Origin of the sequence: Sodalis sp. RH19, from assembly GCF_047324215.1 — a bacterium.
Classification (GTDB): Bacteria; Pseudomonadota; Gammaproteobacteria; order Enterobacterales; family Enterobacteriaceae; genus Acerihabitans.
Genome location: NZ_CP178734.1, coordinates 1,246,079 through 1,260,062 on the forward strand (window position 1 = coordinate 1,246,079; position 13,984 = coordinate 1,260,062).

Annotated in this window: 9 protein-coding genes; 3 read left to right on the plus strand and 6 right to left on the minus strand. The window is 60.5% G+C overall.

All coding sequences use genetic code 11. The features are described 5' to 3' along the window. Positions 1 to 6 precede the first annotated feature (6 nt). The 3 genes from cycA to ACL2XF_RS05645 form a co-directional block, all read right to left on the minus strand. Positions 7 to 1,401 (minus strand): D-serine/D-alanine/glycine transporter, encoded by a 1,395-nt coding sequence (cycA, locus tag ACL2XF_RS05635; RefSeq protein WP_413728200.1) that lies wholly within the window; start codon positions 1,399 to 1,401, stop codon positions 7 to 9. A gap of 147 nt (positions 1,402 to 1,548) precedes the next feature. Beyond that, positions 1,549 to 2,580 (minus strand): AI-2E family transporter, encoded by a 1,032-nt coding sequence (locus tag ACL2XF_RS05640; protein ID WP_410014728.1) that lies wholly within the window; start codon positions 2,578 to 2,580, stop codon positions 1,549 to 1,551. 146 nt (positions 2,581 to 2,726) lie between these two features. Next, on the minus strand, positions 2,727 to 3,797 hold the full coding sequence (locus tag ACL2XF_RS05645; RefSeq protein ID WP_413728201.1) for a LacI family DNA-binding transcriptional regulator: 1,071 nt from the start codon (positions 3,795 to 3,797) through the stop codon (positions 2,727 to 2,729). A gap of 281 nt (positions 3,798 to 4,078) precedes the next feature. Between ACL2XF_RS05645 and ACL2XF_RS05650 the strand changes: the two genes are divergently transcribed. From ACL2XF_RS05650 to ACL2XF_RS05660, 3 genes are all read left to right on the plus strand, one after another. After that, entirely contained in the window at positions 4,079 to 5,383 is a 1,305-nt protein-coding gene (locus tag ACL2XF_RS05650) for an MFS transporter (RefSeq protein ID WP_413728202.1), read from the plus strand. Positions 5,384 to 5,403: 20 nt separating this feature from the next. Beyond that, a complete protein-coding gene (locus ACL2XF_RS05655) occupies positions 5,404 to 7,770 on the plus strand; it encodes a TIM-barrel domain-containing protein (RefSeq protein ID WP_413728203.1) in 2,367 nt (788 codons plus the stop codon). 378 nt (positions 7,771 to 8,148) lie between these two features. After that, positions 8,149 to 9,507 carry an MFS transporter gene (locus ACL2XF_RS05660; RefSeq protein WP_413728204.1) on the plus strand — a complete coding sequence of 453 codons (1,359 nt, stop codon included), beginning with the start codon at positions 8,149 to 8,151 and terminating at the stop codon, positions 9,505 to 9,507. Positions 9,508 to 10,963: 1,456 nt separating this feature from the next. On the opposite strand, the gene yghU is transcribed toward ACL2XF_RS05660, so the two are convergent. The 3 genes from yghU to ACL2XF_RS05675 all read right to left on the minus strand — a co-directional run bounded on the left by yghU (position 10,964) and on the right by ACL2XF_RS05675 (position 13,981). Next, a complete protein-coding gene (gene yghU / locus ACL2XF_RS05665; RefSeq protein WP_410014733.1) occupies positions 10,964 to 11,833 on the minus strand; it encodes a glutathione-dependent disulfide-bond oxidoreductase in 870 nt (289 codons plus the stop codon). A gap of 133 nt (positions 11,834 to 11,966) precedes the next feature. Continuing rightward, positions 11,967 to 12,974, minus strand: coding sequence for an ABC transporter permease (locus ACL2XF_RS05670; RefSeq protein ID WP_410014734.1), 1,008 nt, complete (start codon positions 12,972 to 12,974; stop codon positions 11,967 to 11,969). Then, positions 12,971 to 13,981, minus strand: coding sequence for an ABC transporter permease (locus tag ACL2XF_RS05675; RefSeq protein WP_410014735.1), 1,011 nt, complete (start codon positions 13,979 to 13,981; stop codon positions 12,971 to 12,973). Before ACL2XF_RS05675 ends, ACL2XF_RS05670 begins: the two co-directional genes overlap by 4 nt. Between the last annotated feature and the right edge of the window lie 3 nt (positions 13,982 to 13,984).

Consider the following 13,984-nt stretch of genomic DNA (forward strand, 5'->3'; position numbering starts at 1 on the left):
CTGGCCTCAGGCCGCATTTTTGCCGCGCAGCCGCCAGCCGGCGGCGAGAAGAATAAACCACAGCGGCGTGACCATCAGCGCCGCGCGGGTATCCTCCTGCAGCGTCAGCAACACCAGCACAAACAGGAAGAAGGCCATGCAGACCCAGCACATCACCTTGCCCAGCGGCATTTTAAAGCGCGACTGCCGGTGGCGCTCGGGATAGCGTTTCCGATAGGCCAGGTAAGAGCAGAGAATAATGGTCCAGACAAACATAAACAGAATGGCGGATACCGTGGTCACCAGGGTAAATACCGTCATCACGTTCGGGATCAGGTAGATCAGCGCCACGCCGATAAGCAGGCACAGGCAGGAGAACACCAGGCCGTTGGTCGGCACGGCGCGACGCGATAGCAGCGCGAAACGCCGGTGGGCCACGCCCTGTTCCGCCAGGCCGTACAGCATGCGGCTGGTGGAAAACATGCCGCTGTTGGCCGAGGAGGCCGCGGAGGTGAGCACCACAAAATTCACCACGCTGGCGGCGGCGGGCAGGCCGGTCATCATAAACATCGACACAAACGGGCTGTGGTCCGGCGCCACGCTGTCCCAGGGCGTTACCGCCATAATGGCCATCAGCGCCAGCACGTAAAACATAATCACCCGCAGGGGGATGGCGTTGATGGCGCGCGGCAATACGGTGTAGGGGTCGCGGGTTTCCGCCGCGGTGGTGCCGACCAGTTCAATCCCGACAAAGGCGAATACCGCAATTTGGAACCCGGCGAAAAAACCGTCGAGACCTTTGGGAAACAGGCCGCCGTGCTGCCAGAGATTCGCAATGGATGCCGTGCCGCCGGCGGGCGAGTGGTAGTGCATCGCCGCCAGCAGCGCGCCGGTCGCGATCAGGGCGACGATGGCGATGATCTTGACCAGGGCGAACCAGAATTCCAGCTCGCCGAACAGCCGCACGGTGGCGATATTCAGCGAAAAGAACACCGCGACGCACAGCAGGGCGCTCATCCAGATGGAGAAGCCGGGAAACCACAGCTGAAAATAGGCGCTGATGGCCACCACGTCGGCAATGCCGGTCACCACCCAGCAGAACCAGTAGGTCCAGCCGGTAAAGTAACCCGCCCAGGGGCCGAGCAGGTCGGCGGCGAAATCGCTGAAAGATTTATAGGCCAGGTTGGAGAGCAGCAGCTCGCCCATCGCGCGCATCACGAAAAACAGCATAAAACCGATAATCAGATAAACGAAAATGATCGAGGGCCCGGCCAGGCTGATGGTTTTGCCGGAACCCATAAACAGGCCGGTGCCAATGGCGCCGCCGATGGCGATCAGCTGGATATGGCGGTTATTCAGGCTGCGTTGCAGCGTATCCGCAGGCGCTTGCGTTGCCGGGCTCTGTGTAGAATGTTCAACCATATAGACCTATTCCTGTCAGTGATGTTGTGTCGGCTCTGCCGGCCGATAGCTGTGAAAGGGGAACCGTTTCGCGGGGCATAAGATAAAGTAATAATGAGGCGGGGGGGTAATGGTTTTTTATTGCGGCGCCGGGGGCTTTTGACCGGATCAGCGCTTCGCACCCATCATAAAGGCCAGTTTACGGCCGCCGCGGGTCTGTTCCAGCGCCAGTTTAACCGACAGGGTCAGCGGCACCGCCAGCAGCACGCCGGTCATGCCCAGCAGTCCGTCCCATACCACCAGGGAGATGATCACGGTGCTGGTGGTCATATCCAGCTTACGTCCGATGATGTAGGGCTCCAGCATGCATCCCAACAGCAGGTTCAGCGCCAGGAACACCATCAGCACCGCCGCGCCCGCGCCGGCGCCGTTAAAGATAAACGCCTGGATGACCGGCGGTATCGCGGCCAGCACCGAGCCGATGACCGGGATAAAATTCAGCAGGCAGGCCAGCGCGCCCCAGATAAAGGCGAACTTGACCTGCAGCAGCAGGAGGGCGCCCCAGATAATCAGGCCGCTGACCAGGCTGGAGAGCGTTTTTATCGCCAGGTAATGACTGACGAAGCCGATGCCCTGGCGCATGGCCGCCATGCCCGGCGATGAGGCGTGCAGCAGGCGCTGGCTTTTCGCCACCAGGGCGGGCACTTCGATAAGCATAAACAGCACCATCAGGAACACCACCAGTACCGTCGACAGAATGTCCGAAATCCGGCCGAGGGTACGGGTGGCCATCCGCAGCAGCTGGCCCGGGTCGAGATAGGTCATGACGTCGTCCGGCGTCAGCGTGACCCCGGCGCGCGCCAGCGGGGCCAGTCCGGCGGACAGGGGACCGGATAGCAGGCCGCCCGCCTGGCTGCTCATCTGGTTGAGTTCCGGCAGGGCGTCCATGATGTTGAGCAACGTGAACAGCAGCGCGATGAGCAGGCCGCCGCTCAGCAGCGCCACCCCCGCCAGCCGCGGCAGGCCCAGGCGTGTCATCAGGCCGATCAGCGGCTCCAGGACAATCGCCAGAAACAGCGCCAGCAGCAGCGGTACGATAACCGGGGCGGCCAGATGCACGCCCGCCAGCACAATCACCACGCAGGCCAGCAGGCGCAACACGTCAGTCAGGGCTATCTGCTGTTTATCATGAATGGTCATGCGGTGTGCTCCCGGAGTGCGCCATCGTTGCCGCCGCGCCATGTCGCCGGCATGGAATCCGGCCAATATAGCGCGGGAAACCGGCATTTGCCGTGACGGCCGTCCACCGGTTTTCACTTCATATTGAAAGGGAATGCGGCTGAAGGTTAATCATACAAACCGTCGCGTTGCACGGCGGAATGGTTTTTATTGTCGCGGATGCGGCGCACGGAATCCCTGATCATCAATTTGCCGTTCAGCAGCAGATTGCCCACCGGCGCGTCGGGACACAACAGCCGCTGCTGCAGCGTCCTGACGGCCTCCACGCCCAGTTCGTCGCGCGGCACGTGCACCGACGTCAGCGGGATATCATGAATCGCCGCCAGGTTAAAACCGTCCATGCTCATCACCGACACATCCTGCGGCACGCGCAGGCCGGCCTGGCGCAGGGCGTTGACGGCGCCCACCGCCATAAAATCCCCGCCGGCCAGAATGGCGCTTGGGCGCTGCGCCGGCGGGCAGCGGCGGATAAAATCCCCCAGCGCCCGTTCCGACTCCGCGGTACCGAACCCTTGCACCACCAGCTGATGGCGTTCTTCGTCAAAGGGCAGGTTATGGGCATGCCAGGCTTCGCGTATCCCGTTCATACGCAGTTCCATGGTGTAGCGTCGCAGGCATTGCAGGGTCAGGATATTACGGTGTCCCTGCTCGAAGAGGTAATGGGCGGAAAATTCGCCAATCAGCTGGTGATGCGGCGATACCGAGGGCAGGCGCATGCGGCGATCGTAACAGTTGATCAGTACGCAGGGTTTATGCAGTTCGGCCGCCAGGGTATGGATGCGGTCATCATCAATGCCGACCAGCAGCGCCGCTTCCGTCTGCGGCTGGTTCATCCTGGCGAGGAACAGGGCGGCGTCGCTGTCGTTCTCGTCCAGCGCGCAGTAGCGCAGCCGCACCTCATGCTGCTCCAGCGCCCGGCTTATTCCCTGGATCACCTTGTAATAAAAAATATCGGTACGCACGTCGAACGCCCGCGGCGGGGCAAACACCAGCAAACTGTTCAACAGCAACCGGCCGGTGGACAAATTATTCATGACCCCCTCCAGCCGGGCGGCCTGTAGTACGCGGGACCGCGCCGCGGGACTGGTATTGGCTTTGCCCGCCAGCACCCGGGAAACGGTACTGATGGACAGTCCCGTTTCCCGGGCGATATCGGTGATTTTCAACTTTTCTTTCATTTTGTGATCGCCTTCAAATTAGCAAATGAAAAAATTTTCATAACGCCTTCAGCAGCGTCCCCGGGCCCCCGGCGCAGAGAGGCGCCGGATTCACTATCTCATGAAAATCTTTGCAAAAAATGGCCTCGACCCGCGTTTTGGGCTCTTTTACTGTCGGGCGATGGTCACGTTTTACGTCTGGACGCGGGCGGTGTGAATGAGGGTAATCCGATGGACGGCAAGCCGGCGGAACGCGCAGCGTCTCCCGCCTCGCGCCCGCCGTTCGCAACCTGGGGTAAATCATGAATCTTGAAGGCCATACCAAAGCGCTTTCCCTGGCGGGTAAACGGGTAGTGCGAAATTTACGCTGGTGGATGCTGGCCCTGTTCCTGCTTGGGGTCACCGTTAACTACATCACGCGCAACGCGCTGGGGATCCTGGCGCCCGAGCTAAAAGTCAGTCTGCATATGACCACCGAACAGTATTCGTGGATCATCGCCGCCTTCCAACTGGCCTATACGGTGTTCCAACCGTTTTGCGGCTGGCTGATTGATGTGATTGGTTTAAAAATGGGGTTTTTCGTTTGCGCCCTGATCTGGTCGGTCATGTGCCTGCTGCACGCCGGGGCGGGGAGTTGGGTGCAACTGGCCATCCTGCGCTTTTTTATGGGCGCGTCGGAAGCGGCGGCCACACCCGCCAACGCCAAGGCGATTGGCGACTGGTTTCCTAAAAAAGAACGTCCCGTGGCGGCGGGTTGGGCCGGCGTCGGGTTTTCCATCGGCGCCATGCTGGCGCCGCCGATCATTTATCTGGCGCACGCCAGCTTCGGCTGGCACGGCGCCTTTTTTCTCTCCGGCGGCCTTGGCCTGCTATGGGCGGGCATATGGTGGTGGCTTTACCACTCTCCCGCGACCCATCCCAATCTGGGCGAGGATGAACGCGGGTTTATCGGCCAGGACCATGATCCCGACCCGGTTCGGCAGCCGTTCTGGCAAGCGCTGAAAACCATTGCCCGGCTCAAGCGTTTCTACGGCATCGCCATTCCGGCCTTCCTGGCCGAACCGGCCTGGGGCGTGCTGAGTTTTTGGGTGCCGCTCTACCTGGCCAACGAACGCGGCATGGAACTGAAACAGATTGTGCTGTTCGCCTGGCTGCCGTTTCTCGCCGCCGATTTAGGCAGTATCGCCAGCGGTTATCTTACCCGCCTGTATATTCGCTGGTTTGGCTGTACGCGCATCAATTCGATCGTCGCCAGTTCCATCACCGGCGCTTTTCTGATGTTGTCGCTGGCGTTGATGACGCTGGTGCAAACCCCCTGGCTGGCCATCCTGCTGATTTCCATTGGTGGTTTCGGCCATCAGGTGATCTCCTGCATGCTCAGCGCCCTGGTGGTGGAATCTTTCGATAAGGGCCAGATGGCGACGGTGAACGGCATGCGCGGTTCCTGCGCGTGGATCGCCAGTTTTCTTTTTTCATTAATTATCGGCGTCACCGCCGATACCATCGGCTTTAACCCGCTCTTTGTCGCGATGGGTTTTTTTGACCTGATCGGCGCTATTTTCCTGGTGATGTTTATTGCCGAACGGCGCGTTGGCGCGCCGGTATGACGTAGAGGAAGCAACAGATTATGAAGACGTTGAAACAGTGGCAACTGAACCGGCAAACCGACCACTTTATTGAGCTTAGCGTGGACGGCGCGCATCTTTTCCGCCTGTATGTGCTGGAAAATGGCCTGTTCCGCGTGCTGATCAAAAAGGGCGGGGAGCTGGCGCTCGATCGCACCTGGAGCATCGCGCCGCAGCGGGATGTCCCCTGGGAAGGGCGGGATCGCGAATATATCGATGATTTTGCCTTGCCCGCCTTCGAGCTTGAGCATTGCGACAAGTCCCTGCGCCTGAGCACCGACCGGGTGAGGGTAACGGTGCACCAGCCGCTGTGGCTGGAATGGGAATACCGGATAGCGCCGGGCGGCTGGCTGCCGCTGGCCTGCGATCGTCCCACCGGCGCGTATTTGCTTAACGCCCATGGCGACGGCGCGGAGCATTATCAGCGCCGGTATGGGCAGGACCGTTATTACGGCCTGGGCGAAAAGGCGGGCGATCTTAATCGCCTCGGCAAGCGCTATGAAATGCGCAATCTCGACGCCATGGGGTATAACGCGGCGTCCACCGACCCGCTGTATAAGCATATCCCGTTCACCATCACGCAGCGCGGCGACGCCAGCTTCGGCCTGTTCTACGATAATCTCAGCAACAGCTGGTTTGATTTAGGCAACGAGCTGGATAATTACCATCCGGCCTATCGGCGCTATCGCGCCGAGGCGGGGGATCTGGATTATTATCTGTTTCTGGGCCCGCGCGTGCTGGACGTCACCAAGGCTTTGGTGCGGCTGACGGGCAAAACGGCGTTCGGCCCCAAATGGAGCCTTGGCTACAGCGGGTCGACCATGCATTACACCGATGCCCCGGACGCCCAGCAGCAGCTGCTGGCTTTTATCGCCTTATGCCGCGAACATGCCATTCCCTGCGATTCGTTCCAGCTGTCGTCCGGCTATACCTCCATTCACGACAAACGCTATGTTTTCAACTGGAACCGGGAAAAGTTTCCGCGCCCGCGGGAGATGACACAGGCGTTTCACCAGGCGGGGATCAAGCTGGCCGCCAATATCAAACCCTGCCTGCTGCGGGATCATCCCCAGTATGCCGCGGCGGCGGAGCAGGGTCTGTTTATCCGCGATTCCCAGCATGACGGCCCGGCGAACTCGCTGTTTTGGGACGACGAGGGCGCCAATCTCGATTTTACCAACCCGCGTACCCTGGCCTGGTGGCAGGGAAATGTCACCCGGCAACTGCTGGAGGTCGGCATCGACGCCACCTGGAACGACAATAACGAATATGAACTGTGGGACGGCGAGGCGCGCTGCCAGGGGTTTGGCCGTGAAATCGCCATTAAACATATCCGCCCGGTCATGCCGCTGCTGATGATGCGCGCCTCCCTGGCCGCCCAGCAGCGGTTCGCGCCGCAAAAGCGGCCGTATCTGATTTCCCGCTCGGGCTGCGCCGGCATGCAGCGTTATGTCCAGACCTGGAGCGGCGATAACCGCACCAGTTGGCAAACGCTGCGGTTTAATACCCGTATGGGGCTGGGCATGAGCCTGTCCGGGCTTTATAACATCGGCCATGATGTCGGCGGTTTCGCCGGCGACAAGCCGGATGCGGAGCTGTTTGTGCGCTGGGTGCAAAACGGCGTGATGCATCCGCGTTTTACCATCCACTCCTGGAATGATGACGGCACGGTCAACGAACCCTGGATGTACCCGTCGTCGACGGCCATGGTGCGCTCGGCCATCCGCCTGCGCTATCGCCTGATGCCCTATCTGTATACCCTGTTCTGGCAGGCGTGCAGCGAGGACGAACCTATGCTGCGCCCGACGTTTCTCGATCATGAGCACGATGAGCGCACCTTTGCCGAAACCGATGATTTTATGCTGGGGCGCGATCTCCTGGTCGCGAGCGTCGTGGAGCCGGGCGCGCGTAAAAGGCGGGTCTACCTGCCGGACAACACCACCGGCTGGTATGACTGGCACAGCGGACAATGGTTTGCCGGCGGCCAGGATATCGTCCTGGACGCGCCGCTGGAGCGCCTGCCGATGCTGGTGCGGGCCGGGGCCGCCATTGCGCTTTCCGGCTGTTATCAGTGCCAGGATCCCACCCTGGATGATGAACGCCGCCTGGCGCTGTTTCCCCTGCCGGGGACAGAGGAAAGTTCGGGAATGCTGTACGAGGATGACGGCGAAAGTTTCGCCTGGCGGGACGGGCATGCGCTCTGGCTGGAATGGGATATGCAGGCCGGTCCCGGCCGGGTGGATATCCGGTTCCGGCGGCGCGGCGATTACCGGCCGGCCTGGCGCGAGCTGGTCCTGCAACTGCCCGCAGGCGATACGCGCGCGCTGTATATCGACGGCGCGCGCACCACCCGATACCTGCTGGCCTAGGCCGGCGACGCCTGCAGGCTGGGACGGCGCGTTCGCCCCGTGTCCGCCGCCCGGCAGGTCCCGGCTTTTTATCCGCTGAACGGGCCAGGCCTCATGGCGACGGCGCCGCGGGCCTGGCGCGCATCAGCGCCATGCGGCCTGGCCGCCTGCTCTTATGCCGCTTTTCGCCGTTCGCGCGGGTGTCACTGGTATGTAAATTAAATGTGATGGAGATCGGTAAACGAACAAAAAATACTTGTATGGTAGTAAGCATCTGCATATCTTTTCACCACATTCATTCGGCGGGCGCCATTGCGCGCCGCTGATGGCATGTATAACGGAGATATCCCCTCTCTGTACCTGAAACTGTGCCTGAGACAATTTGCAGAGAATAACCCTATGAGTATAAAAACAGAGTCAACACGCCATCAGCCGGTACGAAGCACCGCTGATCTGGTCAAGGTTTCCGTATCCGGCTGGCTGGGCACCGCCCTGGAGTTTATGGATTTCCAGCTGTATTCGCTGGGCGCGGCATTGGTTTTTCATGAGGTGTTTTTTCCGGAACAATCCGCCGCCATGGCATTGATCCTGGCCATGGGCACCTACGGCGCGGGGTATATCGCCCGTATCGTCGGCGCGTTTATCTTCGGCCGGATGGGCGATACCATCGGGCGCAAACGGGTGCTGTTCATCACCATCGCCATGATGGGTATCTGTACCACGTTAATCGGCGTGTTGCCTACCTACGCCCAGATCGGCATCTACGCGCCGTTACTGTTGATCATTCTGCGTATTATCCAGGGGCTGGGCGCGGGCGCCGAAATCTCCGGCGCCGGCACCATGCTGGCCGAATATGCGCCCAAGGGAAAACGGGGGCTTATCTCCTCCCTGGTCGCCATGGGGACCAACTGCGGCACCCTGTCGGCCACCGCGATTTGGGCCGTGATGTTTTTTGTGCTGGATAAAGAGCAGTTGGTGGCCTGGGGCTGGCGTATTCCTTTTTTATCCAGCATCGTGGTGATGATTTTTGCCATCTGGCTGCGCCTGAACCTGAAAGAAAGCCCGGTTTTTGAAGAGGTGAAGGACAGCGGCGAAGGCAAGGTCGCGGTTACCGACGCGGTGCTTGATACCCATTCCCTGGCGGCGATGTTCGGCAGCAAGGCCTTCTGGCTGGCGACCGGGCTGCGTTTTGGCCAGGCCGGCAATTCAGGATTGATCCAGACCTTCCTGGCCGGCTATCTGGTGCAGACGCTGTTGTTTGAAAAAAAGATCCCCACCGACGCGCTGATGATAAGTTCGGTGATAGGCTTTCTCAGTATTCCCCTGATTGGCTGGCTGTCCGATAAAATCGGCCGGCGGTTGCCTTATATCCTGCTGAATATTTCGGCGATTATCCTGGCGTATCCTATGCTGTCGATGATTGTCGACAAGAGCAACGACGTTAACACCATTATGGCCTGCATTATCATTATCCATAATTTCGCCGTGCTGGGGCTGTTCGCGCTGGAAAATATCACCATGGCGGAAATGTTCGGCTCGCGTAATCGTTTCACCCGGATGGCGATTTCCAAGGAGCTGGGGGGATTGGTCGCCGTTGGGTTCGGTCCCGTCCTGGCCGGTATTTTTTGCAGTATGACCGGTTCCTGGTGGCCGATTACCGCGATGATCGTCGTATATTCCTGTATTGGGCTATTCTCCGCCGCCTGTATGCCGGAAGTGAGGGATCGCGAGCTGAGCACCCTGGAGGATGCGGCGTAATTCGCCTGCGGCGGGCTTATGTTGCCGCGGTGAGGGTTTCGTTTGTAGTGCGCGGTGAGGCTTATGGTGCCGCGGCGGTAAGGCTTATGTTGCAGCGGTGAGGGTTTCGCTTGCCGTGCGTGAGGTGTTCATATGTATTGCCGGGCGCCGGCAAGCGACAAAGAGGCCGTACCGCGACGGCCTCCTTGACCTCCGCGCGTCCGGCAGGTCGTGCGCCGCTGCGCGGTCCCCGGCATCCCCCATCCCGGCTTGTGGACCGCCCGGTATGCGCTCCCGGCGCAAACCGGGCTTTCGCCGCTCCCGGCGGCTCATCCAGCCAAGATGCGCGCTGCCGGCGCACTCTATGCCGGCACCACGTCAACACCATCGCCTGTGAGTAAAACAGCGTTTTGGGGTTCATCGCGGTATGTGATTACCGGGAAAAATATCAGTATCTATTTTGGGCTGATGGCTGAAAGCGTAAGGTTTAAGTTGCATGAATGATGAACGCCATATTGTATGACTGCATGACTGCATGACTGCATGACTGCATGACTGCATGACTGCATGACTGCATGACTGCATGACTGCATGACTGCATGACTGCATGACTGCATGTCCAACTTTTCGCTGTGCCAGCTGCATTCCGTACCCGTTGTATTCCAGAACCGTCAATCGCATTCCGACGCCAGACCCTATCCAAAACTACAGCGCCGCTGTTGTTTCATAATATGCAGCGCCAACAGCGACATGTGGACCGGCATAAAGCGCGCTGACGGCGCCTGTGCCCCCGGCATGAGCCGCCGGGAGCGGCGAAAGGCCCGGTGGCGCCGGGAGCGCATACCGGGCCGGTGCATCACGGGGGCATGGGCGACGGAAGGCATCGCGCAGCGACGCGCGACCTGCCGGGCGCGCGGAGGTCAAGGAGGCCGTCGCGGTACGGCCTCTTTGTCGCTTGCCGGCGCCCGGCAATACATATGAACACCTCACGCACGGCAAGCGAAACCCTCACCGCGGCCACATAAACCTCACCACCGCGGCCACATAAACCTCACCACCGCGGCCACATAAACCTCACCACCGCGGCCACATAAACCTCACCACCGCGGCCACATAAACCTCACCACCGCGGCCACATAAACCTCACCACCGCGGCCACATAAACCTCACCGCCGCGGCCACATAAACCTCACCGCCGCGGCCACATAAACCTCACCACCGCGGCCACATAAACCTCACCACCGCGGCCACATAAACCTCACCACCGCGGCCACATAAACCTCACCGCCGCGGCCACATAAACCTCACCGCCGCGGCCACATAAACCTCACCGCCGCGGCAACATAAGCCTCACCACCGCGGCAACATAAGCCTCCCCGCTAGCGAAACCCCCTCCGGGTGTCCAATGGCGCTAAATCAAATCACATACCGTGCCATGGGGCGCTACACCAGCTTTAACGCCCCCTGGCGCCGGGCTTTAAGACGCGCCGCGTTTGTCTGCGGTATTGTGCTCGAAATCAGCCGCGTCGTGGCGCTCATGCAACTGCTCGGCGGGATCGCCCCAGGTACGGTTGACCTTGCGTCCGCGCTGCACGGCGGGGCGCCGGCTGATGTCCTCGGCCCAGCGCGTGAAATGCCGGTAGGAGGTAATATCCAGGAACTCGCCGGCGTCATACAGCCCACCCTGCACCAGGCTGCCGTACCATGGCCAGATGGCGATATCCGCAATCGAATAATCCTCGCCGGCGATAAAACGGTGTTCGGCCAGTTGCCGGTCCAGCACGTCGAGCTGGCGTTTGGCTTCCATGGTGAAACGATCGATGGCGTATTCAATTTTTACCGGCGCATAATTATAGAAGTGGCCGAAGCCGCCGCCCAGATAAGGCGCGGAGCCCTGCAACCAGAAAAGCCAGTTCAGCACTTCGGTGCGCGCGGCGCGCTCCTGGGGCAGGAAACGCCCGAATTTTTCCGCCAGATAAAGCAGGATGGAACCGGATTCAAATACGCGGATAGCCGGCGACGCCGAACGATCGAGCAGCGCGGGAATTTTGGAATTGGGATTGACGGCCACGAAACCGCTGGAAAACTGATCGCCTTCGCTGATGCGGATAAGGAACGCATCATACTCCGCGCCGCTTTCGCCCAGCGCCAGCAACTCCTCCAGCAGGATGGTGATTTTCTGCCCGTTAGGCGTGCCCATGGAGTAAAGCTGCAGCGGATGTTTACCGACCGGCAGCGTCGCCTCGTGGGTCGGGCCGGCGATGGGGCGGTTGATATTGGCGAACGCGCCGCCTTGTTTCGGCTGCCAGGTCCAGACTTTGGGCGGTTGATAGTTATTTTCCGACATAGTGCGGGTTAGCCTTCAGGTAAAAAACGTGAGTTAAGTGTAGCAGCCCGGCGGATGCAGGTTTAACCCTCTGTGGGATCGCCTGGCAAAAAAGCAGCGGGCGCAGGCCATTCTTCTGCCATGCCGCGAGGCGTTAACCGTTGCGCGCCATAACGCGGCGGGTGAGGATCGGCAGCGAGATCACCGCTATCAGCATCAGGCCGACGATAATGGACATCACGATGCCGGGCACGTTCAGCAAGCTCAGGCCAAAGGTCACCAGCCCCATCAGAAAGGCGGCGATGATGACCCCGGTCATGCTGCCCGATCCGCCCAGTACGTTGACGCCGCCCAGCACCACCATGGTGATGACGCTCAGCTCCCAGCCCAGCGCCAGGGTAGGGCGCGTGCTGCCCAGGCGCGAGGTGAGCAGCACCGCCGCCAGGCCGGATAGCAGTCCCACCAGGACAAAAAGCGTCAGGTTATGGCGTTTGACGTTAATGCCGGAATAATAGGCCGCGACGGGATTATTGCCGATGGCGAAGGTGCGGCGCCCGAAGTTGGTCCGGTGCAGCAGGAAGTAGAACAGCAGGGCCAGCAGGATAAATAACGCGAACTCGAACGACAGCGCGCCGAACACATACCCCTGGCCGAAAAAAGCGAAGCCGGCGGGGTAATGGTTGATGGACTGGTCGCCCAACAGCACATAGGTGATGCCGCGAAATAGGCTCATGGTGCCGATGGTGATCACGATGGAGGACAGATTCAGGCGCGTTACCAGCAGGCCGTTGATCAGGCCGCACAGCAGCCCGACCGCCAGGCCGACGCAGACCAGGCCCGGCGTCGCCAGCCCGGCCTGCGCGCAAAATCCCATCAGGGTGGAGCTGAGCGCCATAATGGATGCGACCGACAGATCGATTTCCCGGGCGATAATCAGCATGGCCATCGGCAGGACGATAATGGCTTTTTCGGTGAAATTAAACGTAGCGTCCGACAGGTTCCAGAGATTGAGGAAATAAGGGGATGCGGCGGCGTTGACAGCGAAAACCAGCAGCGTCACGACCAGCAGAAACCCCTCCCAGCTCAGCAGGCGGCGGACCAACGGATGCTGGCGCAGGGGGACCGGCTCGGGCTGCGGATGGGAGGATAAGGTCTTGTTCATATACTGCCCTCTTTTTTCAGCCCCGGCTGCGGCGCCAGCGCGGCGTCATGCAGGATCAGGCGTCCCTTACGCCGGTTGGCGCGTTCATTCATCATCACGGCGATAACAATCACGCCGCCGGAAATCGCCATCTGCCAGAATGGCGATACGCCGATAACCGGCAGGGCGTTATTGATAACCCCCAGGAACAATGCGCCCAACAGGCAACCCGCCACGGTGCCGATGCCGCCCATGGTGCTGATGCCGCCGATAACGCAGGCGGCGACGATCTGCAGTTCAAAACCGTTGGCGACATCCACGTAGGCCACCGCGAACCGGGTGATCCAGAGATAGCCGCTGAAGCCGGCCAGCGCGCCGGAGATGCAGAAGCTGATAAACTGCATTTTGCCGGCGTTGATGCCGGCATAGTACGCCGCGGTGGCGTTGCCGCCGGCGGTATACATGGCGCGCCCCGTGCGGCTGTAGCGCATGAAATAGCCCACCGCGGCCAGGACGGCGAGCGCGCACCACCCAAGGATCGGCAAATGCAGGAACAGGGTGCGGGGCAGGCTTAGGAAACCGGGGCTCATCTGGTGGGCGTTGATCCAGCCGCCGCCGGACAGTAAAAAGATAATGCCGCGGTAAATACTCATGGTGCCGAGCGTCACGACAATCGAGGGAATGCCAAGTTTCCACACCAGCAGGCCGTTAATGGCGCCCATCGCTAAACCGCCGGCCGTGGCGATAACCACCAGCAGCCCGATCGGCAGCGCCGGGTAATGAAAGTTCAGCAGCGCCACGATCATGCCGGTCAGCGCCAGGTTGGCGGCCATCGATAAATCGATGCCCCTGGTCAGCAGCACCATCATCTGCCCCAGGGCCAGGATAATCAGGATCGCGGTATCGTTGAACATTTCCAGCAGGTTGCCGGGCTGCAGAAATTCCGGCGCGCGGCCGCCCACACCCAGGATCATCAGCAGGATCACCACGGCCAGGAACAGTTCGCGGTGTTTAAGTAATGTTTTCATTGT